We start from the raw sequence: 23,214 nt of genomic DNA, 5'->3' as shown, positions 1-23,214 counted from the left end.
TATATCATTAAGCTCATAAGGAACGAAGCCTTATTACCAAACAAACAGAATCGGGGGAGGCAAAGTATGAACAAGAAGTTACGGAACAGAAGTTTAGCAGCATCATTCGCTATTTTGCTAGCGGTTACAACCGCATGCGGCAACAATAATAACGGGAATAACGGCAATAATGCGGAATCATCCTCGACGCCTGCAACAGAGACAGCATCCGCGTCGCCGGCCGAATCGGCTGCTCCAAGCATTGATCCAAACGCCAAGTACGATCCGCCAATCGAGGTTACATCCGTTCGTTACACGGATCCCACTTACAAGTTCAAGGATGGCGACACGATCGAGAACAACGTATGGACGAGAGCTTATGAAGAAGAGCTCGGCATCAAGATTAAGTACAACTGGATAGTGAACGGAGACCAGTATGGGCAGAAGATGAACCTGACGATTACATCGGATTCCTTACCGGATATTTTCCAGGTCGACTCCTTGCAATTCCGTCAATTGGCAGAGGCGGGACAGCTCGAGGATCTCACCCAGGTGGTGCAGGACTACGGTTCTGATCTTACGAAAGAGATGATCGACCGCGGAACGAACGCCAAGTCCGCTGCGACTTACGACGGAAAGCTGCTTGCTATTCCGCCGGCAGAAGACTACCTTGGCGGAGCGCCGCTGCTCTTTGTCCGAACAGATTGGCTTCAGAAGCTGAACCTGCCCGAGCCGAAGACGATGGACGATTTCATTAAGATTGCTGAAGCGTTCACGACGCAAGATCCAGACGGCAACGGGAAGAACGATACGTATGGCTTAGCCGCGTCAAAGGATCTGTTTGGCGGGTATCCTGACTTTTCTGGTCTGATGAATGGCTTCCACGCGTACGCGAATATCTGGATCAAAGACGCCTCAGGCAAGCTCGTCAACGGCAGCATCCAGCCGGAAATGAAGAACGCGCTGGCCAAACTGCAAGAGCTTTATAAAGCAGGGGTTATCGATAAGGAATTCGGAGTTAAGGATGGCGGCAAAGCGGCTGAGCTGCAAACCGCAGGGAAAGTAGGGATGAGCTTTGGCGCCATGTGGAACCCGCTATGGCCGCTGCAAGATGGCGTAACCAAGGATCCTAACGCCGAATGGGAAGTATACCCGATCCCTTCCGTAGACAGCACGCCTGCTAAGGCACAATCCAAAGCTGACTTTAACGCCTTCTGGGTAGTCAAGAAGGGTGCCGCACATCCGGAAGCGATCGTAAAGCTGTTCAACCTCTATAATGAGAAAATTATTAGTGAAAAAGCCGAACCGGCCAGGTTCCACAGCGCGGACGGTATCGAGTTCTTCAAGTATGCGCTTATGCAAGGCGGATTTGGCACACCGCAAGGCCTGCTCAGCGTGCATAAGAACGTTGTAGCCGCGCTGCAGGCAGGAGAGGATGGCTCTAAGCTGAATCCGGAAGAGAAGAGCTATTTTGACAAGATTCAATTGTTCAAAGGCGGAGACAGAACGAACTGGGGAACGAACAAAGTATTCGGAGAAGGCGGTTCGTGGGCGGTTATCGGAGCGAATTACGTAGATCAGAACCTCTTGATGAAGAGTGAATTCTTTGGTGCCCCTACACCGGAAATGACGGCAAAACAAGCGATTCTGGATAAGTTGGTTCTGGAGACCTTTACCAAAATTATTTTGGGTGCTCCAATCTCGGATTTCGATAAATTCGTCAGCGACTGGAATAAACTGGGCGGCGAGAAGGTCACCCAGGAAGTCAATGATTGGTACGCCAAGAAATCTTAATCTTGTTGGCATGATTCATAAATGTATTCGGAAGGCCGGGACTTGCTTCCGGCCTTCCTGACTTTTTCGATAGAAAGGTGGTGTCCGTAGATGATCAAACCGAAAATACGTCGCCAGCTGCCATTGCATCTGATGGTAGCCCCCTCATTTATTCTTGTCCTAATCTTCAGCTACGGTCCGATCGTTGGACTTATGATTGCCTTCCAGAAATTTTCGATAGTCAAAGGCATGTTTGGCTCGCCGTTTGTTGGCTGGGATAATTTCGACTACATGTTTAAGCTGCCGGAGATCTGGCAAGTCATTCGCAATACGGTAGGGATCTCGATAATGAAGATTGCAGCCGGATTAGTGGTTCCGATCCTTGTAGCGCTCCTGCTTAATGAGGTCCGTAAGCAAGCGTTCAAACGATGGATACAAACGATGATTTACCTTCCGCATTTTCTGTCATGGATAATTTTGGGTGGAGTCTTAATTGATATTTTGTCGCCGACATCGGGTATCGTGAACCAATTTCTCGGTTTATTCGGTATCGAACCGATCTTCTTCCTTGGAAACGCGCATTGGTTCCCTGTTGTTGTTGTCATCTCGGATGTGTGGAAGGAATTCGGGTTCAGCACCATTGTTTATCTGGCTGCGCTGGCTGGAATCAATCCGGCTCTCTATGAAGCAGCTGTGATAGATGGAGCGAACCGTTGGAAGCAGACGCTGCATATTACTCTTCCAGGCATGATTCCGATTATTATCCTTCTCGTAACCTTGAGCTTAGGTAATGTTCTGAATGCCGGGTTTGATCAAATTTTTAACTTGTATAGTCCGGTTGTCTACGAAAGCGGGGACATCATTGACACACTCGTATACAGGCTGGGACTAGAGCAGGCACAGTATAGTCTTGCGACGGCCGTTGGACTTATTAAATCGGTGGTCTCGATCGTCTTGATCTCCGGATCCTATTATTTGGCGTATCGCGCAGCCAACTACAGAATCTTCTAGCAGGGAGCGGGGAAAATATGAAGACATTGTCCGGTCGGATTTTTAATATCAGCAATACTGTCATTCTTATCTTGCTGGCTTTTCTATGCTTGTTTCCCCTCATTAACATTCTTGCCGTATCTCTAAGCTCTAGCACGGCAGCAAGCGCAGGAGAAGTTTCGTTATGGCCGGTCGATTTCACGTGGGAATCCTATGATTTCGTCATCCAAAAGCCGGAGTTTTTGAGATCGCTCGGAATCAGTGTAGAAAGGGTATTATTAGGCACAATGCTTAATATGATTCTAACAATTACACTTGCCTACCCGTTGTCGAAGGAGTCGGCTTCATTCTCGGGAAGGTTGTTTTACGTTTGGTTTTTCGTGTTGACGATGTTAGTGAGCGGCGGCCTTATTCCTTGGTATATCGTCATTCAGAAGCTTCATTTGCTGGGTACGATCTGGGCTCTCATCCTGCCCGGAGCGGTGAATGTATTTAATGCTGTGCTGCTCTTGAACTTCTACCGGGGATTGCCACGGGAGATCGAAGAGGCTGCTTTCGTAGACGGGGCGGGGCACTGGAAAATTTTATGGAGTATCTACGTTCCTCTGTCAATGCCGGCAATCGCAACGCTAATTCTGTTCTCGATGGTTGGACATTGGAATTCCTGGTTTGACGGCCTCATTCTTATGAACTCACCGGAGAAGTATCCACTGCAGAGTTATATGCAAACGGTCGTTATTAATAGGGATTTAAGTCTTGTGTCGATGGCAGACGCTAATTCGCTCGGAGATATATCCGACCGGACGCTGAAGAGCGCACAGATCTTCCTGGCTGCCTTGCCGATCATCTGCGTATATCCATTCTTGCAGCGCTTCTTTATTAAAGGGGTCGTCGTAGGCAGCGTCAAGGAGTAAGCACCCGGGAGGGAAAAGAGAAGATGGCAACGATTAATAGGGACTTTTATGAGCATCTGCGTACCGATTATAAGCGGGAGATCCCCGTTCTTGCCGGATCAGGCGAGGCAGGAGCGTATGATGCCTGGGCGGTTGATTGTCCGTTCGTATTTTACCATAAGGATAAGTTTTACATGATGCACATCGGCTTCGACGGCTTAGGATATAGAACGGCATTGGCTACAAGCGATGATCTGGTTGAATGGAAGCGCGAGGCAGTGATTCTGGACCGGGGCAAGGATGCTTTGCGATGGGATCATGTTGGTGCGGCCGGCTCATGGATTCTGCTGGAAAGCAACGATCTCTATGAGCTGCCACGGTTGAAGAAAATAGACAACAAATACTGGATGATCTATCATTCCTATCCCGAATATGGCTACGAGGCAGGGGGGGCCAAGATGGGGCTCGCATGGTGCGAGGACGAGAGTCTGCTCGAATGGCATCGACTGGATGAACCCATCTTCTCCTATGAGAATGGCGGAGAGTGGGAGAAAGCCGGGTTATACAAATGCTGCTTCCTTGAATCCGCAGGGCGTTACTGGATGTTCTACAATGCCAAAGACAATCCGGAATGGCTATGGAAGGAAGAAACAGGTATCGCAGTATCAGACGATATGCGGAACTGGAACCGATTATCCGATAAACCTGTGTTGATGACTCAAGAGAATACTTTTTACAGGCAGTATGTTAGTGATCCCTATATCCGGTTTGATAGCCGTACGGGCTTCTGGGTGAACTTCGCCTTTGGCTATGACGGGGAAAATGCACAAGGATTATTGGCGGTGTCGCATAATCTAACCGAATGGATGATAGATCCAGAACCATGGATTCGGAACGGAGAGCCGGGACAGCTCGATGCGACTCATGCGCATAAATCCTCCGTTATCTATTGGAAGGATCGTTTCTACCATTTCTATTGCGCTTGCCGGCCTTCACGATCAGGTGATCCGGCATCTATAGAGAGTGGAAACGGTGAATTCCGCTGCATCGCACTTGCGACCAGCGCACCTCTTGATAAAAGGAGCGGATACCATGCCCCATAAAGATCCCGTTGATTACGTGAATCCTTATATCGGTTCGATCGGTCATTTGCTGACCTCGACATCACCGGTTGTATCCCTGCCGCACGGGATGGCGCAAGTCGTTCCCGTGACAAATCCCGGAGCAGCGGATCGTTATTTAGCAGACCGGATTCACGGCTTTCGAATCGGATGTGCCAGCTTGATGCCATACAGCGATAGTGAAGAGAGCAGCTATAGTTCGGCATATGACCATGACCTGGAGTCAGCTGCACCTTGCTTTTACTCGGTATTGCTGGAAGATTCCGAGATTTCGACGGCATATACGGCATTACACCATAGCGCGTATTTCCGAATCGTGTATCCGGAACATACGGATTCCCGGCTTCTCGTTCGATTGCCGGAGGAATCGGAGATCACGGCGCAAAACGAACAGACGGTCATCGGTCAGACGATAATAGATGGCGTTCCTCATTTTGTTTATATCGAAATATCAAATCCGTTTTCTGCGGGTAGCTCCTGGTCGAAAGTGACAGATTCCGGATTGGCGATAAGCTTTGGGAAGCTCGCGGATGAAACCGTAATCGAGCTTAAGGTTGGTATCTCTCATCTTGGATATGATCAGGCACTTGCGAACATGAAGCGGGAGATAGGAGATAAAGCATTCGAGGAAGCGAAAGGCGAAGCCCGTGCAATTTGGAACGAGGCTCTCGGACGAATCGAGGTGGATGGCGGATCGGAATCGCAGCGGACGATTTTTTATACGGCATTTTACCGATCTTTGCTTCCAATGATGAATATTACCGAAGATGGTCGATATTTCAGTGGCTTCAATCGCTCCGAGCAAGAGGCTGGTGACCACGATTTCTATACCATGGACAACCTCTGGGATAGCTACCGCTGCCTGCATCCGCTGCAGTTGATAGTTGAACCAAGCAGACAATCTGACATGATTGCCTCCTATATTCGAATGTTCGAGCAGAGCGGATGGCTGCCGCAATTCCCGGGTCTTCATGGGGACCGGCCCTATATGACGGGTAATCACGCAGCTGCCTTCTTCGCGGATACCTATCTCAAGGGCGAAAGGAATTTCGATCTGGAAAAAGCCTACGAAGCGATCCGTCATAATGCGACAAAGGCGACGATGCTGCCTTGGACAGACAACGCCCCAATGACAGAGCTGGACCAAATTTATGCGGACAAAGGCTTTTTTCCTGCTTTAGCGAAAGACGAGATCGAATCGGTGCCGGAGGTACACGGATTTGAGAGACGGCAGGCCGTATCCGTTACATTGGAACACGCTTATGATGATTGGTGTGCCGGGCAGCTCGCCAAAGCCCTCAACAAGGAAGAGGACTATTCGTTTTTCATGAAAAGAGCGGCTAATTACAGGAACCTGTTCGATGAGCGTATCGGATTCATGGCTCCAAAGTCAGCGGATGGAGAGTGGGTGGCTGGCTACGATCCAAAGCGCGGAGGAGGGCAAGGAGGGCGTGACTTCTTCGCGGAATGCAACGCCTGGATCTATACGTTCCATGTCCAGCATGATGTGGAGGGCCTGATCCGCTTATTTGGTGGATGCGGCAAATTCGAGAAGAAGCTGGATGATTTGTTCGTCGAGCAGTATAGCGGATTAAAGTACGAATTCCTGAATCAATTTCCCGACTCGACAGGTTTAATCGGACAATACTGTATGGGCAATGAACCGGCGTTCCACATTCCCTACCTGTACAATCATGCCGGCACACCTTGGAAAACGCAGCGCAAAGTGCGGGAAATCATGAAGCTGTGGTTTGGCGACGGGCCTCTCGGAATTTGCGGGGATGAGGATAACGGTGCGATGTCCGCCTGGTACGTTTTCTCGGCAATGGGGTTCTATCCGGTATGCCCCGGCAAGCCGGTTTACGAGATTGGCAGCCCGATCTTTAACGAGATTCGAATCCGGCAACCGAATGGGCAGACCTTCACGATTCAAGCGGTTAACGTATCGGAAGTCAACAAATATATCCAAAGTGCCGAGCTGAACGATCATCCGTATCACCGCCCGTGGCTTGATCACGAAGCCATTACAAGTGGTGGCACGCTTGTCCTGCAGATGGGACCAAGACCTAATAAAAGCTGGGGTGCGGCGGGTTAAAATCCGTCTCGCTTCAGCTTTTTTTTTTGTCTGTTAGAAGCAAGAAGTTGATTTCGGTAGAGAGAAAGTAGCGAATGGATGATGGCGACGGTGCGTGTCTTAGATATAATAACCTTGCAACTATACGATAGAAAGGCAGGGAGGATTAATGAGAAGCAAGGGCTTTTGGGCTAAAAAAATGTTATTGCCAGCCGTAATTGTAAGCGTATTCACAGCTATTCTTTTTTCGGGCTATCCGATTTATGCGTTTGACACGACGGCAACCGTCACAGCGTCCTACACGTACTTTATGGATCAGGCGGATGATGTCAACGATGGTGTATTGTCATACGACGATACACCGCATAACCGATGGACGGCCTACGAGTCGCCGAACGCGACAGATTGGGTACAGACGGATTTTGGTTCAATGATGACAAGAAGCAGTACCGACATTTATTTGTACGACGATGGGGGAGGCGTCAAGGTACCAAGCAGTTATAACGTGCAATATTGGAACGGCACAGCATGGACCAATGCCGCCGGACAATCGAAAACACCAGCTGCTCCGGCCGGCAACCAACTGAACAAGGTAACTTTTACCCCCGTCTCCGCCTCCAAGTTCAGAGTTGTCTTTACACATCAAAGCGGGTCGAAATCAGGTGTAACGGAAATCAGCTATGGATCGGATTCCTCCGTTCCGCCTACGGATCCTCCTGCGTCAGCGTTAGCGGGAACGGCTTCTGCATCTTACACGTTTGCTTCCGATAGTGCAGCTCAAGCAAATGACGGAATTATTTCCTATAATGACTCACCACGCAACCGCTGGACCAGCTACCAATCGCCAAACGCTACCGATTGGCTGCAGACGGACCTGAATGCGAGCGCGTCCGTCTCCAAAGCGGAGATCTATCTGTATGATGATGGCGGCGGGGTAAAGGCTCCATCCTCGTATAATGTGCAATATTGGAACGGGTCCTCTTGGACAAACGCGAGTAACCAATCCAAGTCGCCGGCTGCACCGACAGGCAGCCAGATGAATACCGTAACCTTCACGCCGGTTACGACTTCCAAGCTCCGAATTGTGTTCACGCCACAGGCTGGTGCTTCGTCCGGAGTGACGGAGATCAAATATTACGGCAGCACAGACACGACCACGCCGCCGGGTAATTATCCGGAGTACCAGCTTAGCGTAGTTTCCCCTTCTTATGGGGCATCAATTAATGGAACTGTGACCATCAAGTTTTATGCGCCTGGCATGCAGAACGTATGGGCAAGGTCATGGCATCAGCCGGATACCGCGAATCCGAATCCAAACGGCTATGATTCTTGGTTTGCAAGGGTGACTCCGGATGCAGATGGATATGGGGAAGTGACGTTTCCAGCCAATCAATTTCCTCATGGGCCAGTCACGGTCGTATTGAGTTCTTGGGATTCACCTGAGGGCAACCCAAACTATACCCGTTCCGACAATTGTTATTTGCAGCTGTACAACGAGGGAGGAGTCACCTGGAAGCAAGGAATTCCTTCCGCACCATCACAAGCATCCGGCATGAGCGTGTTGTTCCAGGATGACTTCACGGGGCCGCTCTCTGCATCCCGAACCGGCGCAGGTGCTACTTACGCAACAGCTAAACCGGATGCCCCTAACGGTACGGAATTCGGCGAGGCCATATTCGCCGATTATGGCAGCGCGAACAATCCGTTTGCTATACTGGGCAATCAATATTTGCGCATACGGGCAAGCAAAGCGCCTGCCGGCACCGTAGACCCAATGGGCTGGAACCGTACGTATACCGGCGGCTTGCTGTCATCCGTACGTACAGATGGTACCGGAGTTGCCGCCACTTATGGCTACTTCGAAGCGCGGATTCTGATGCCGGCGGGGAAAGGCACTTGGCCTGCCTTCTGGCTGATGTCGCAGAACAGCATCTCGCAAGGCGTTCCGTCGACAGCAGAGATCGATACCGTGGAAGCATACGGGCAGGATCCAAGCGGCGCTTGTCAAGCGAAGCACTGGTGGTCGGGCAATCCGGAGATGCACGATACGCATTGTTCCTCTTCTAATTTTGCTTTCGGCGACAATGCGTCAATCTGGCATATCTATGGCACGAAGATTACGCCAACCGATACGATTTACTACATTGATAACGTTGAAGTGTGGCGGCATTCCACATTCGAGCAGGCGAAAACACCGATGTACTTCATGCTTAATCTGGCGCTTGGCGGCGGCTGGCCGATCGATCTGTCAAGGTACAACAATCAAGTCGATATGTTTGTCGATTACGTCAGGGTGTTCCAATAGGCACAAAAAAGCCGCCGGCATTTCGCAGGCGGCTTTCTATCTCTCATGAAGCGGAATCCCGATACTCCTGAGGGGTCGCGTTCATTTCTCTTTTGAAAAATCTGCCGAAGGAGGTGGCTGAGTCGAATCCGACCTTCAATGCGATCTCTTGAATTTTGAGCCTCGAATATTTGAGCAGATCACAGGATTTCGAGAGCCGAAGCTCGGCAATGTATTCGGAGATGCCTTGGCCGGTTTGCTGCTTGAATAGACGGGATAGATACGTGGGATTCAGATAGACGGTTTCGGCGAGCCGGACAAGCGACAAGTCCTCATCCAAATGCATCTCGATAAATGCCTTAAGCTTGGCAACCAGCAAATGCGCTCCAGCTTCGCTTTGTTCATTGCGAATTTGAAGCAAGCGGCTGACGATGGTCCTCAAGTAATCGAGCGCATCTTCCCAGGAAGAGTGTGCCTCCAGGGAGATGAGTTTTTTTGGCCAATCATCCGGAAATTCTTCCTTCCGCGAATGCTGATTAAGGGCCGACAGCAGCATATAAGCAACGCCGTTATACATTTCATACAGGAAGGGGTGATCACCTGTAAGCTTGCGCGAGAGTGTGGCGAGCTCATCGAAATCATGAAGCAACCGGTTCTCCATGCTCATCTCGGCAGACAGGAGCTGCTTTAGGCGGCTTTGAGCTTTAATAATCGTTTCGCTTGCCAGATGGCTGCCATTAGTAAAGTTGCGGTTGACGACATCCGTGAGCAGCATTTCCGTACGCTGGCCAAAACCGTAAAACATCATTTGCTTCAGTTCGGAATACTTCAAGTGAACGATAGGCCAATCTACCGGTTCGGCACTTGCGACTAGCGACACGGGCAGCTTCAAATATTGTCTGCACGCGGCTTGAATCGTCTCCAGCTGACCAACCGCGAACCGGATCCATTGTGGACTTCCGCGATGCCAACGATCGTCTGGAATAGGTTGAATAAAGGTGACCATAGCACTTGAATCAAGCATTACGCTAAAAGACTGACAGCCAGACCAAAGCTCGCCGGCGATATTCTGAAGCGCGTAATACATCAGTGCTTTGTCGGAATCAGAATGCGAGGGACTCCAACTATCGACCCGGGAGAGCAGCAGAAGAGAAGGGGAGGAGGCGTCCAGTTTGATTTGAAGTTCATTCAGCCTCTCTTGCTTAACGGCGGCAAGGCCATGAATGACTTGCGTAACGTATTCCCGCTGCAATGGAGCCAGTGATTGCTGAAGCTTGTCTTTGGCTTGATCGATCAGCCGGTTCATCTCGCCGGATCGCGACAGCTCGTCAATCGCCTTCTGGATGGCATCGAGAATCGCTTCATCTCCGTCCATCTTCAGCACGTAATCCACTCCGCCATTACGGAATGCCGTTTGGATGTAGTTGAAATCGTCGTAGCCGGAGAGAAAGACAACCTTGCAATGCGGCCATTGCTCCGTTATTCGCGCTTGCAGCTCAAGCCCGTTCATGCCTGGCATGCGAATATCCAGCAGGGCAATATCGATTCTAATCATGCCGAGCAGCCTGAGTGCTTCTTCGGCAGTATGCACGCCGTAAACGTCCAGCTCGAATGGCGCTTCATCCGTTAAAAGCTGCTGCAAGCCTCTGACGATAATAGGCTCATTGTCTACGATCATTAGTCGATGCATCGGTAAGCCCCTCCTTGAATGGTATTATAATGGTCATTCGTAAGCCCCCGATTCTTCCGCGTTCTGCCCGCAAACCGGCGTCTTCGCCGAAATTGAGCCGTATGCGCATTTGAACGTTTCGCAAGCCCTCGCTATCCGATTTATAGGCAGGCTCGTTCAGCAAGGAAACGATATGGTTTAGTTCCTCTTCGGTTAACGTTCCGTTATCTTCGACGGAGATCTCGGCGCGATCGCCGCAATCCTCGAATGTTATGACAACAAGTCCTTCTGCAATCTGATCTTCCAGACCATGCTGGTAGGCGTTCTCGACTAAAGGTTGAAGAAAGAGCTTTGGCACCTTTAATAGACTTACCCGCTCGGGAACTTCTCCAAATTCGACTCGGACATGATCATCGAACCGGATGCCTTGGATTGCGGTATAGGAGCGGCAGAACTTGATTTCTTGTTCCAGTGGAACAAAATCCGCATTTTTGGTCACGTATTTGAAGTATTCACCCAGATGCTTGGAGAAGGCGATTACTTTGTCATTCTCATGCAGCTTGGCAAGCCGGTACAAGTTGAAGAAGCTGTTGTACAAAAAATGAGGATTAATTTGCGATTGCAGCTGTTTAAGCTCCGCAACCTTGATTTGATATTGATGTACGTAAGCTTCATTAATCAGCTCCTGCAGTCTTGACACCGTCCGATTGTACTGAAGATATAAATAATTGAATTCATCTCTGGAACGGTAGTTCAGCCGGACGGACAAATCCCCTTTCTCAAGGCCTTTGAACGCTCCAACCAGCCGTTTGAGAGGCGTATGGATAACCTGGTAGAGCTGATAGGAGAACAGCAGAATCAACAGCGGAGCAGCAACGCAAATGCCCCATAACCAGTAAGAATATTGCTTTAATGGACCAATGAAGCTGCTCTCATCAACGAATATCGCAAGTGTAAGACCTAATTTTGCGGACTTTTCATAGAAGCCGTAATAGGTTGCATTCTCCTCTTTAATCACTTTATACCCGCTCTTGTGCCCGGCCGCTAATTGATCTCGAATGACAGTCTTGACGTTCTCCCTATTCGAAGGGACGTTGCCGCTTGTTGTGTTCCAGGTGAAATCGTCACTCATTAGCATCGCGCCGCCGTTCCCCTCAATAAGGAAGCCGGATAGCGAATTTCTGATCGCGAGGCTTGAAATTTCAAGCGCGAGGGTGAATCCTTTGCCGATTGGAGGGCTGTTCGGATAAGGGAGACTCATCCATAAGTGATCCCGGTAGATAAGAAAAGGCGATTCGAACGTGTTCGCCATTTTGTTCAGGGCAGCTGCTTCTTCCGCATTCAGCTCATTAAAGGATGAAGCTGATATTTTGCGATCAAGAGCAGGGATGTTCACGAATGCGTCCTCCACGTAAGGACTCATGTTTTTAAGAATGAGCAGCTTTTTCTGAGTATTCATGATCGACCGCGTGTATTGTTCGTCAGACATGATAATCGAAGAGTAGGAGAGGTTAAAGATGTCATCATCAAGCGTATATTGCTGCTGAAGCGTCACGAGCGGACCAAAGTCGTCCTCGAGCGCGTTCATATAATAATTAACCTTCGCTTGCATGGAACCGGTAATTTCATTCCTTACGAGGCGTTCGCTGCGAATATTCATGAGGAGGCTGATCGTAACGAACGGAATAATGATGACCAGAAAGGTCAAAACGAGCTTGGGATAAAGAGTCAGCCGACGCAGGATGTTCACCGGGGCACCTTCTTCTGTAGCAGAGTTACTCTTAAGTATAACTTGTAAGCGCATTCTTTCAATGCATATCCGGCAGAAAGTTGAGAATAGCAGATAAGAAGTAGAGAACGGATGATGACTGGATAATAATTGGAAAACGCGCGAGTAAAGTTGGAAACGAAATTTAGTTAACAGTATATATATTATGTAAACTAATTTGAAATTCACTAAAGCATAAATAGCGAGTCACATAATTTTCCAATATGAAAGCTTGGCATGGGGGAAGATGATATAATGAAATACCTCTATATACGGCTAGATACTGAAAGGGGGTAAATGATGATGACGTCTCATGTTTCTGACCTAATCAAGATTCCTCAAGGGCTCTGGTCTGGTTTACGCGAGTTAGGCTTTACCGCTCAAGATATTGCTCGTCAAGCGCAACTGCCGCTTAGCACGATAGAAGAGCCTGCTGGAGTCACGACTGCCCAATATTTCGCGATCTGGCAGGCGTACTCGGATCTTATAGGCGATGTCTCCCAAGGCATCATAAAGCTCTCAACTGCCTTTGACACCGCCCATTATCCGCCTTCTGTACTTGCAACTTATCATGCCCGGGACTATCGCGATGCTCTAAACCGGATGGCGATGTACAAGCAGCTGTGTCCTCCCGAGAATCTGCAAATAACCGAAGAGGGAGAAAGCTGCCAAATTGAACTGAACTGGGATTCCGTCAAGCAATCCGGCCCGGCGATGCTCGTCGGAATCACCTTGGCTACCCTTTTGGAGCTCGGACGCCGGGGTACAGGACAACCTATACATGCAAAGCTGGTTGAATTTTCACACCCAATGGGAGATGTAGAATCGCTTGAGGCATACTTTGGCTGCCGGATCCGCGTTGGTGCGGAATGCAACAGGATGACGCTGTATCGTAGGGATCTGGATCTCCCATTTGTCACGTATAATGAAGAATTGCTTGAGATTCTGACTCCTGCGCTTGATCGCGCATTGGATGAGCACCAAGGCAATAAGTCCATCATTCAGACGGTAAAATGGATCTTGAAGCGCAGCCTGGCAGGCGGTCGTTCCGACATGCTCTCCGTCGCCAGGGATCTGGGGATGAGCGAACGAACCTTGCAGCGGCGATTAACGGAGGAAAAGACGAGTTTTAAACAATTGTTGACGCAAGTCAGACATGAACAGGCACTTTCGTACTTGGCAGATTCCATGCTTGATATAAAAGAAGTCGCTTTTCTTATTGGATATGAGGATCAGAATTCGTTCTATCGTGCTTTCCGTTTATGGGAAGGGACTACGCCATCGGCTTGGAGATCCCAACATCGCGGGCTGGCGCGTTAAGTTAGAAGAATGGCGCTAAGGGCTAGTTACCAATCGATCCGGACAAGGTAGTATATTCTCTATCCCAAGAAGCACGCGACAAAGGAGATAGAGGATATGGATATGAGATTAGCTGACAAAACGGCACTTGTGACAGGATCAACGAGAGGGATTGGCAAGGCCATCGCCGTCGAACTAGCCCGAGAAGGCGTTCATGTATTCATAAATGGGCGGAATTCGGAAGAGGCAGAACAAACCGTGCAGGAGATCAAGGCTTTATTCCCGGCTACCACTCCTCAGAATGCGGCAGCCGATATCGCAGATAAGAAGCAGAGGGAAGCCTTATTGAAGAAATTCCCCCATGTAGATATTTTGGTGAACAATACCGGGATATACGAAATCATGCCTTATGAAGATATCACTGATGAAGTGTGGGAGAGATATTTCCAAACGAATGTACTGGCTGCGAACGCATTAAGTAAATTTTATCTCCCGAAGATGCTGGAGAATGGTTTTGGTCGAATCCTTTTCATTGCGAGTGAGGAAGCGCTCATGCCATCCGGTCAAATGCCGCAATATGCCATGACCAAATCGATGCTGTTATCCTTATCCAAGAGCTTATCTAAATTAACGGCAGGATCAAATGCGACTGTCAATTCGATTATGCCGGGACCCACGCTCTCCGAGAACGTCTATCAGATCATCGATCATCTTTATGCGGATGAGGACATGCCTTTTGAGGAAAAAGAGAAGAGATTCATGGCGACAAACCTGCCTCAATCCGAGCTCCAGCGGTTTATCCGGCCAAGCGAGATCGGCAGATTAGCTGCGTTTGTATGCAGCCCGGATGCTTCCGCGTTCAGAGGCTCGCCCATCCGTATGGACGGCGGTATGGTGCCAACGATTTTCTAACCAACTTGCACAAAAAAAGAGGCAGCCCGGGGGAGTTAATGCCCTGGGCTGCCTCTTTTAATAGATGGCTTTTATTTTGATGAACTCACGTTATAAGTAACCTTCTCTTCGTCGCTTAGAGTAAAGAAGCTGGTTGCTGTCCGGAGAAAAGTGGTGCCATCAGCGATTTTGACGATATCATCATTGTATCCAATGATGGGCAAAGCTGGTCTTAAACGCATTCGATCCTGGAAAACCAAAATAGGTTCTTTCGCATTCATCGCTTGACGGATTTCCGTATCCGTTTTTAACTCTCTTCCGTGCGAGAGTGTCTCATTCATATCTTAAACCTCCATAATTGTATTGCAGCAACAGAGTTACTAGGATGCCCATACTAATACAGATCATACCATAAGTCAATGAAAGCACTAAATAAATCAAACTTATCTTTTCACTCTCCCTGCGATAGGATGCTGTAAATCGACGCTTGCTTGATGGAGACAGGGAGGGAGAGAGGATATAAACCTACCATTAAGCCCATTATCTATTTCCTCTTTATGTATGAATTGCGAGTGTCGGATATCCATTTTACAGGATAAGGAAATGCGATGCGTCGCTGCAGTCAGGCAGCCGCGCTTCTTGTTTCCTAATTCGGTATGTAATCCTATGAATTGGATTAGGGAGCCTCGCATCACTAATTCAAGGGGTGAAAATCTTTGCTTTATTAGGTTGTCATTCCTTGCCGGATCGATGAGAATGGGAACCACAAGCCAAGAAGGGAGGTTAATTGTAATCGCTTAGGTCGGCAATAAAAAATGCTTAATCAGACATCCCAGAATCCCACTTCAATCACGCACCCAATCGAGAAGGAGAAGTGAACATTCATGCGCGCTACGGGAAAGATGAGCAAGCCGCTATTTATCCTCTTCATGAGCTTCTTGCTGGCAATTGGCAGCATGCCGCTGGCGAACCGTTCGGTTTCGGCCGCGACGTCGTTCAGCAATGTATCGATGAACACTACGACGCCAGCCATGTACGACAAATTCGAGATGACCTTTAATTTAAGTTCCACGTATACGAATCCGTTTAATCCTGACGAGGTCAACGTGACCGCAACCTTTACAACGCCCTCTGGAGCTGTTGAGTCCGTACCGGGCTTCTACAGGTCCGACTCTTCGCCCAAATGGGCTGTCCGTTATTCTCCTCGGCAGGCAGGCGTACATAGCGTTGTGCTTAGCGTAACCGATGCTAGCGGGACAGGAACGTCGTCGTCGTATGCTTTCACGGCAGGCGGAGCAGGCAGCAACCGCGGCTTCATGACAGCGCAGGGCGACCGGTTTGTGGACAGCTACGGCTCCCAGCTGACACTGCTCGGCACAAACTTTGCATGGAATAATACAACGGACTCAACCGCGGTCACAACAGAGATTCCAAATTTGTTGCCGGCCAAAATGAACTTCCTCCGCGTCTGGTACTCCTGCTGGTGGAGCAGCTTCGCGCCAGAATGGGGTCCAATCACGGCTAATGAAGCCGGTCTGAGCATCAATTATGCCGGTATTGGCAAGTACCAGCTGGATAATCAGGCCCGTATGGACCAGATGCTCGATACCGCATCCGCCAACGGTGTGTATATCATGCTGACGATGAACAGCTTCGGCGATATGTATTACCAATGGAATGTCAATGCCTATAACCAGGCTAACGGCGGACCATCCACTTATTCCGAGAACAACACCGACTTCTGGACCAATCCAACGGCGATTTCGTACCAGAAAAAATTGCTCCGCTATATGTTTGCCCGCTTCGGCTACAGCAGAGCACTCGGCATGCTGGAATACTGGAACGAGTCCGACAACCGCGTAGATACTACAGCCGCGAACCGCGCCAGCTGGCATGCGGCTATGGACAATTACTGGAAGAGTCTGGACTTCTATCATCACCCGACAACAACAAGCTATGCATGGAAAGACCATGCCGGCTCGGGACAGCAAACATGGGAGACGCTGACAACGCTTAGCGCTACGAACGTTCACCGCTATGATACCAGCGCAAATGTTGTAGATGTGTGGGAACAGCAGATCGACAACCTTCATACACTCGCGCCGGGCAAACCGGCTTTTATCGGGGAAGTGGGGAAAGAGCACACCGATCAGACAACGGATCCGACCATCGATGAATACATGCATAATTCATTATGGGGACCAATATTCCGGGCAGGGGCGGCAGGCGGCAGCTTGTGGTGGATATTTGAAAGCGGTTTCGCGCTGCCTTCGAGCTTCAAAGGCATCTATACGCGGCTTGCAAACTTCATTCAGCCCGAAGAAGATCATCTGATCAATATGCCGTTCGTCGACTATGGCCTGCAGTCGAATAGCACGAAGATTGGCGGATACAAGGATAACTCCCGTGCGTACCTCTGGATTAATGATACGCAAGCCAATCATACGGTAACGAATCCGAGAACGGTTAGCGGCATGAGCTTTACGATTCCAATGCCGAACAACTATTACAACGTTTCCTACTACAACACGTATACGGGCACTTATGGCTCAACAAGCAGCGTTCAGGCAACTGGCGGTAATCTGGTACTGAGCAATGTGCCATCGTTCAGCCGCGACATTGCGGTGAAAATCGAATGCGAAGGCTGCAATGCGCCGGATACAACAGCTCCAACAGCACCAACAAACCTGACTTCGCCATCCAAGACGGATACAACGGTGAATCTTTCCTGGTCACCGTCGACAGATAATGTACGCGTTACGGATTACGATGTCTATCGCGGCACAACGAAGATCGGTTCAACAGGCGGGGCTACTACCTATACAGCAACTGGCTTGACAGCAAACACGGCTTACAGCTTTACAGTAAGAGCGAAGGACAATGCGGGCAACCAATCTGCAGCAAGCAGCGCGTTAAGCGTGACAACCAATCCGCTGGATACGGTTGCTCCTACGGCGCCTTCGGGATTAAACTCGCCTTCCAAGCTGGACATCTCGGTGAATCTTGCTTGGACAGCTTCAACTGACAATGTTGGTGTAACGGCTTATGATATTTACCGGAACGGCAATCTGGCGGGAACGGTCAGCGGCACATCGACGACTTATACCGATACCGGACTGACGGCTCTGACATCCTATTCGTATTATGTAAAAGCAAGGGATGCGCGCAACAACACATCGGCGGCGAGCAATACGATTAGCGTAACCACTCTCGCACCGATTCCGGTCAACAAACTGCAGAACCCGGGCTTCGATACGAGCAACAGCAACAATAAACCAGATGCCTGGACTTGCGAGAACGATTACTTCTGCTATCGTGACACGGCTGTTAAACGCAGCGGCACAGCTTCAATGAAGATGTCAGGGGATACGGGACCGTGGCTCGCATTCTATCAGGACGTGAACGCTGCGGCCGGCACATCCTATACCTTCGACGGTTACTATAACGCTGCAGCCAATAACGGTACGACTATCGAATTCAAACTGCGGTTCCTGGATGCTTCGAACAACATCTTGCAAGATAACCTGCTGTATACGCATACGGGTACAAATAGCGGGTTTGCAAATGTGAACGGTTCCCGGACAGCGCCGGCGAACACCGCCAAAGCCCGCGTATACGTCTACATGAAGGATCTGCGCGGCTCGCTGTACTTCGATGATTTCTCGCTGACTGACGGAAGCGGCGGTACGGTAGACACATCAGCGCCAACCGCACCAACTGGCCTTGCTTCGCCATCGAAAACAGCCACTACGGTTAACCTGTCGTGGACGGCATCGACAGATAATGTAGGGGTTACTGGCTATGATATCTACCAGGGTACAACGCTGATTGGTTCGACAACAGGGGCAACAATGTATCAGGCAACAGGCCTTACGGCAAACACCGCTTACAGCTTCACGGTTAAAGCGAAGGATGCCGCAGGCAATGTATCCGCAGCCAGCAGCGCGCTTAGCGTGACGACGAATGCTGCCGCGGACACCACGGCACCTTCAGCGCCAACCGGATTAACGTCACAATCAAAAACAACAACTACGGTGAATCTGTCCTGGACAGCATCGACAGACAATGTAGGGGTAACCGGCTATGACGTCTACCGGGGCACAACACTGATCGGCTCCACAACGGGAGCAACAACGTACCAGGCAACAGGTCTGACGGCAAACACCGCTTACAGCTTCACGGTTAAAGCGAAGGATGCCGCAGGCAATGTATCCGCAGCCAGCAACGCGCTAAGCGTGACAACAAATGCAGCAGCGGACACCACAGCACCTTCAGCCCCAACAGGCTTAACTTCACCGTCGAAAACAGCTACTACAGTCAACCTGTCCTGGACGGCATCGACAGACAATGTGGGGGTAACCGGCTATGATATCTTCCGGGGTACGACATTGATCGGTTCTACAACAGGAGCAACAACCTACCAAGCTACAGGTCTAACGGCTTCTACTGCTTACAGCTTTACCGTCAAAGCGAAGGATGCGGCAGGCAACGTCTCTGCGGCAAGCTCTGCACTTAACGTAACGACGGATGCGGCTTCAGGCGGCGGTAATCTTCTGACAAACGCCGGCTTCGAGACGGATAACGGCAGCAATCGCCCCGCCTCCTGGACCTATGAACAGGATTATTACGTTTCACGCAGCACTTCGACTTATCGATCGGGCTCTGCATCGATTCGGATCAACGGCGATTCCGGCCCGTGGTTCGGTTGGTATCAGGACGTAAACGCTACGGCCGGCACATCCTATACCTTCGACGGTTACGTGAATATCACGTCTAACAATGGCAGCACGCTTCAGTTCAAGATGCAGTTCCTCGATGCATCCGGAAGCATTCTGACCGACAATACGATTACTACCTACAGCGGCACGACCTCCGGGTTTGAGAATGTACATGGTACGTATACGGCTCCAGCCAATACGGCTAAAGTCCGCATTTATACGTATTTCAAAGACATGCGCGGTACATTCTTCTTCGACGATTATTCGTTGACAAGCAACTAATACGGTAGAAAGTAAAGCGGTCCCATACGGGGCCGCTTTTTTTGTTGTTCTTAATCTAACCAATATTAGAAAAATTTGCATATGGCTTAAGCTGCGGTCTGATTTATTACGCTTGGCATGCATCTCGGTCATGTATATGGGAGGTAGGCGAGATCATCCAAAAGGTGTGGGGGAATTCTTCTATTTGCTAATTGTTCCGGTTCTGCTCTATGGCCTTGGATTTATACGTCAAAAATGGCGTTCGATTTGGAATGTAACTCCTTCGTAAGGCGGATGCCGATAAGACCTCCGATGGAGCGGATTAACCTCCTAAAGTCAAGCAGAAGTATAGTCACGGGACCGATTCGGACTTACAGTCCTTTCCAGTAAAGTGAAGATACAAACAAATGGAAGGGAAGCGTGGCTATGCTTAATCAAGGAGTTGTACGACAACAAAGATTGTTCGAGGGAGAGCGAGGACTCGTCCTGACTGGTCTGCTCGGATTTATACTTGCTGCTTTCTGCGGAATCTGGACGTTAATCAATGGCGGTGAGGTTGCTCCTGGGGGAGATGTCTCCAAGGCATTCTCCTTTAACGCAGCACTGGGGATTTTTCTGCTGTCGACCGCAGCAATTGCACCGTTCTCGGGATTGGGAGCGAGAAGCCGGGTTATTTTCCGGAGAGTCTACATCGGCCTCGCCCTTTACTCCTACGGAGCAGAGACGATTCAAAATTTCAGGGGCGTCAATCCGAGATTTGTAGAAAGCGACTCAATCTTTGATCAGACGGTAGGAAATATATTTACCTTTGTCGCCTTATTTCTAGTGCTGTTTTATGTATACCTGGGAGTGCAATTTTTCAGGGCAAAAGCCTACAAGATCCGCCCGGCTATCGCGCTGAGTGTTCGTTATGCCATGATTGCCGTTATCATTTCTTTTGCAGCAGGCATATGGATTTCCGCTAACCAAGGCAGGTATACAGGAGCTGACGGAAATATCATCTGGCTGCACGGACTTGGCTTTCATGCTCTTCAGGCGGTGCCTGTTGTCGCTTTACTTGCGGAGCGGACCTACGCGAAAATGTCCGTGCGGAACAAGCTGATTCATATCACAGGCCTTGCGTATCTGCTTGGTCTTATCGCGACCGGCTGGCAGACGTTTAACGGTAACACCATTATGGAATGGTCCATTCTTCCCATTACTGCCGTTTTCTGTTTCCTGATCTCACTGGCGGCTGGAGCGCTGACTTTGCGCAAGGCTGTTCTTGACCGGAAGCCGGGAGGACGTAATACCGGGCTACACGGATGAGATAAATAATGTTATACTGGTGGCACATTATATTCCTTAATAGCGCAATCCTCGTTTCTGAGGCTGAATAGAAAATAGACTGGACCCGCAGCTTGCGGGTCTTTTGTGTAGTCATCACAACTGTCGGACTAAGGAGGCTGCTAATGATGGATGAAGTGAACCAACAAAACATGTTTGCTCATGTATTTAATTTTGCTCCGATCGGAATTGCACTTATCTCACTAGATCATGCATGGATCGACGTAAATCCGGCCGCATGCCAAATTCTCGGATATGAGCGGGACGAGCTTATCAAACGTAATCCGAAAGATCTGATTTTCTCCTCCAAGGACATTAAGCTCAGCGTTAAGTTCAAACAATTGCTCGCAGGAGAAATCTCGGCGTTTAAACTGGAAAAAAAGTATGCACATAAGAAAACCGACATAGTATGGACATCCTTGCATATTTCGCTCGTGAGGGATGTTGCAAATGGCAAGCCTATGTACTATATCGCTCAGATTGTCGATATTACGTCGACCAAGATGACGGAGCAGAAGCTTCAGGAATCGGTAGAGAGATACACTTCGCTCAAAAAGTATAACCATGACACAATCATCTCCTTTGATCTTCAAGGCAAGATCATAGGCGGCAACATCATGGCAGAGAAGCTGACCGGACAGCAGGTGTCAGACTTGATTGGTACAAGCATTGCAGCCGTCATCGGGGAAGACAAGCTGGCGCGCATCTTGGCCGATAACGAACCCTATACCGAGATTGAAGGCTCAATCAATCATGTCCTTCATAGTGACGGCAGCCAAGTAGAGGTACTGGTTACGATTGCCCCCATTATTATTAATAATAGAAGTATCGGCTTTTATCTGTTGATCAAGGATATTACCGAGCAGAAGAAGCTGCTGATTGAGAAGGAAACGGCGGAGAGAACAAACGAAGTAAAAAGCGAATTTATGGCTATGATGAGCCATGAAATCCGCACCCCGATGAACGGAGTAATAGGGATGACAGATTTACTGCTGGATACGCCTCTTAATGAGGAGCAGAGAGAATACGTCTCCATTATCCGCAAGAGCGGTGAAACGCTGCTTGGTATCATTAATGATATTCTCGATTTCTCCAAGGTGGAGTCGGGTAATGCGGAATTGTCGGAAGAACCGTTCAATCTGAACGAGGCGATCATGGAGACGTTTGATACCCTGATGCCAAAGGCGATGGAAAAGAACCTCTCGCTGAACTTGTCGTTCAAGTCCGGCATTCCGCAAAACGTCATCGGTGACCCGCTCAAGATCCGCCAAATTATGATGAACCTGATCGGTAACGCGATCAAATTCACGCCGAAAGGCTCTATTGCCGTTTTGGTCGATAGAGCTACTTATGAAGGCGATCGATTGCGTTTACACGTCGCTGTGAAGGACACGGGGATCGGAATTTCGGAAGATAAGCTGCCTTATTTGTTTGAACCGTTCTATCAAGCGGATCACTTTATGGTGAGACAAGCCGGAGGTACCGGTCTTGGCCTCGCTATAACGCGAAAGCTCGTTCAGTTGATGGATGGCGAGATTTATTGCGAGCCAAATCCTGGAGGCGGAACAATCTTTCATTTCCATGTGCTTATTCGTGCAGAATCGATGTCGTCAATCTCATTACCCGAAACGAATATGGAGAAGATGCCCGAACCGGATGATTCGCTGTCCATCCTTATCGCTGAGGACAATGATATCAACCGGCTGGTGCTGATTCGAATGATGGAGAAGCTTGGCTATCGTCCCGATGCCGTTGGTAACGGCGTTGAAGTGCTTGAGGAAGTTCGTAACAAAAAATACGATATCGTGTTTATGGATATTCAAATGCCTGTTATGAACGGTCTTGAAGCGACGAGACTAATGCGTCAGACCCTTGATCCCGATGATCTTCCATACATCGTTGCCGTAACGGCGAACGCACTGATTGGTGACCGGGAACGGTATATGAAAGATGGGATGAATGAATATATAAGCAAGCCGTTGCAGAGCTCCGCGGTCTTGGCGGTCATACAGAAATGTCTCGAAAACAAGGACATGAAGGAAAAGACACCAAGATAAGTTGTGCTGCAAAAATTATCACTTTGAATGGACCGCGCTGCTGCGCGGTTTTTTCATATTTGAAGTTTATTTTGAGCGATGCAAATATCGTATGAAAACGTTACTAATTTT

General features: G+C 49.3%; 14 protein-coding genes. 11 read left to right on the top strand and 3 right to left on the bottom strand.

Going from position 1 to position 23,214, the window contains the following annotated elements:
* The first annotated feature begins 66 nt into the window (after positions 1–66).
* The 6 genes from BM200_RS05990 (at position 67) to BM200_RS05965 (ending at position 9,135) form a co-directional block, all read left to right on the top strand.
* Entirely contained in the window at positions 67–1,773 is a 1,707-nt protein-coding gene (locus BM200_RS05990) for an extracellular solute-binding protein (protein ID WP_091182574.1), read from the top strand.
* A gap of 90 nt (positions 1,774–1,863) precedes the next feature.
* Complete coding sequence (locus BM200_RS05985; protein WP_091182572.1) at positions 1,864–2,763, top strand: ABC transporter permease; 900 nt, start codon at positions 1,864–1,866, stop codon at positions 2,761–2,763.
* Between the two features lie 17 nt (positions 2,764–2,780).
* Positions 2,781–3,656, top strand: coding sequence for a carbohydrate ABC transporter permease (locus BM200_RS05980; protein WP_091182570.1), 876 nt, complete (start codon positions 2,781–2,783; stop codon positions 3,654–3,656).
* A gap of 23 nt (positions 3,657–3,679) precedes the next feature.
* On the top strand, positions 3,680–4,738 hold the full coding sequence (locus BM200_RS05975; protein ID WP_091182568.1) for a glycoside hydrolase family protein: 1,059 nt from the start codon (positions 3,680–3,682) through the stop codon (positions 4,736–4,738).
* The gene (locus BM200_RS05970; RefSeq protein WP_091182567.1) at positions 4,728–6,851 is read left to right on the top strand and encodes a GH92 family glycosyl hydrolase; all 2,124 of its coding nucleotides are present in this window, start codon (positions 4,728–4,730) and stop codon (positions 6,849–6,851) included. Before BM200_RS05975 ends, BM200_RS05970 begins: the two co-directional genes overlap by 11 nt.
* Positions 6,852–6,999: 148 nt before the next feature.
* Positions 7,000–9,135: a galactose-binding domain-containing protein gene (locus tag BM200_RS05965; protein WP_091182564.1), complete on the top strand. Its 2,136-nt coding sequence runs from the start codon at positions 7,000–7,002 to the stop codon at positions 9,133–9,135.
* Between the two features lie 43 nt (positions 9,136–9,178).
* On the opposite strand, the gene BM200_RS05960 is transcribed toward BM200_RS05965, so the two are convergent.
* Both BM200_RS05960 and BM200_RS05955 read right to left on the bottom strand, forming a co-directional pair.
* Positions 9,179–10,804 carry a response regulator transcription factor gene (locus BM200_RS05960; protein WP_091182562.1) on the bottom strand — a complete coding sequence of 542 codons (1,626 nt, stop codon included), beginning with the start codon at positions 10,802–10,804 and terminating at the stop codon, positions 9,179–9,181.
* Positions 10,776–12,533, bottom strand: coding sequence for a sensor histidine kinase (locus BM200_RS05955; protein ID WP_175532747.1), 1,758 nt, complete (start codon positions 12,531–12,533; stop codon positions 10,776–10,778). Before BM200_RS05955 ends, BM200_RS05960 begins: the two co-directional genes overlap by 29 nt.
* Positions 12,534–12,851: 318 nt before the next feature.
* On the opposite strand from BM200_RS05955, the gene BM200_RS05950 reads away from it, so the two are divergent.
* The gene (locus tag BM200_RS05950) at positions 12,852–13,871 is read left to right on the top strand and encodes an AraC family transcriptional regulator (RefSeq protein ID WP_091182557.1); all 1,020 of its coding nucleotides are present in this window, start codon (positions 12,852–12,854) and stop codon (positions 13,869–13,871) included.
* A 96-nt stretch (positions 13,872–13,967) separates the two neighbouring features.
* Positions 13,968–14,762, top strand: coding sequence for an SDR family NAD(P)-dependent oxidoreductase (locus BM200_RS05945; RefSeq protein WP_091182553.1), 795 nt, complete (start codon positions 13,968–13,970; stop codon positions 14,760–14,762).
* 71 nt (positions 14,763–14,833) lie between these two features.
* Here BM200_RS05945 and BM200_RS05940 read toward each other — a convergent pair whose 3' ends face one another.
* On the bottom strand, positions 14,834–15,082 hold the full coding sequence (locus tag BM200_RS05940; RefSeq protein ID WP_091182550.1) for a hypothetical protein: 249 nt from the start codon (positions 15,080–15,082) through the stop codon (positions 14,834–14,836).
* Positions 15,083–15,625: 543 nt separating this feature from the next.
* Between BM200_RS05940 and BM200_RS30730 the strand changes: the two genes are divergently transcribed.
* From BM200_RS30730 to BM200_RS05915, 3 genes are all read left to right on the top strand, one after another.
* Positions 15,626–19,741 carry a fibronectin type III domain-containing protein gene (locus tag BM200_RS30730; RefSeq protein WP_342716263.1) on the top strand — a complete coding sequence of 1,372 codons (4,116 nt, stop codon included), beginning with the start codon at positions 15,626–15,628 and terminating at the stop codon, positions 19,739–19,741.
* Positions 19,742–20,146: 405 nt separating this feature from the next.
* On the top strand, positions 20,147–21,028 hold the full coding sequence (locus BM200_RS05920) for a hypothetical protein (protein WP_091182547.1): 882 nt from the start codon (positions 20,147–20,149) through the stop codon (positions 21,026–21,028).
* 143 nt (positions 21,029–21,171) lie between these two features.
* On the top strand, positions 21,172–23,103 hold the full coding sequence (locus BM200_RS05915; RefSeq protein ID WP_245772908.1) for a PAS domain S-box protein: 1,932 nt from the start codon (positions 21,172–21,174) through the stop codon (positions 23,101–23,103).
* Positions 23,104–23,214 lie beyond the last annotated feature (111 nt).

This window comes from Paenibacillus catalpae, assembly GCF_900112695.1.
Lineage (GTDB): Bacteria > Bacillota > Bacilli > Paenibacillales > Paenibacillaceae > Pristimantibacillus > Pristimantibacillus catalpae.
Note: the sequence above shows the minus strand (reverse complement) of the source record. Positions and strands in the feature narration are given on the sequence as shown.

Bases quoted from the DNA above. Each gene is read 5' to 3' on its own strand.
- BM200_RS05990 (WP_091182574.1), top strand. From the start codon at position 67: ATGAACAAGAAGTTACGGAACAGAAGTTTAGCAGCATCATTCGCTATT.
- BM200_RS05985 (WP_091182572.1), top strand. From the start codon at position 1,864: ATGATCAAACCGAAAATACGTCGCCAGCTGCCATTGCATCTGATGGTA.
- BM200_RS05960 (WP_091182562.1), bottom strand. From the start codon at position 10,804: ATGCATCGACTAATGATCGTAGACAATGAGCCTATTATCGTCAGAGGC.
- BM200_RS05915 (WP_245772908.1), top strand. From the start codon at position 21,172: ATGATGGATGAAGTGAACCAACAAAACATGTTTGCTCATGTATTTAAT.
- BM200_RS30730 (WP_342716263.1), top strand. From the start codon at position 15,626: ATGCGCGCTACGGGAAAGATGAGCAAGCCGCTATTTATCCTCTTCATG.
- BM200_RS05950 (WP_091182557.1), top strand. From the start codon at position 12,852: ATGATGACGTCTCATGTTTCTGACCTAATCAAGATTCCTCAAGGGCTC.
- BM200_RS05965 (WP_091182564.1), top strand. From the start codon at position 7,000: ATGAGAAGCAAGGGCTTTTGGGCTAAAAAAATGTTATTGCCAGCCGTA.
- BM200_RS05975 (WP_091182568.1), top strand. From the start codon at position 3,680: ATGGCAACGATTAATAGGGACTTTTATGAGCATCTGCGTACCGATTAT.
- BM200_RS05970 (WP_091182567.1), top strand. From the start codon at position 4,728: ATGCCCCATAAAGATCCCGTTGATTACGTGAATCCTTATATCGGTTCG.
- BM200_RS05980 (WP_091182570.1), top strand. From the start codon at position 2,781: ATGAAGACATTGTCCGGTCGGATTTTTAATATCAGCAATACTGTCATT.
- BM200_RS05940 (WP_091182550.1), bottom strand. From the start codon at position 15,082: ATGAATGAGACACTCTCGCACGGAAGAGAGTTAAAAACGGATACGGAA.
- BM200_RS05920 (WP_091182547.1), top strand. From the start codon at position 20,147: ATGCTTAATCAAGGAGTTGTACGACAACAAAGATTGTTCGAGGGAGAG.
- BM200_RS05945 (WP_091182553.1), top strand. From the start codon at position 13,968: ATGGATATGAGATTAGCTGACAAAACGGCACTTGTGACAGGATCAACG.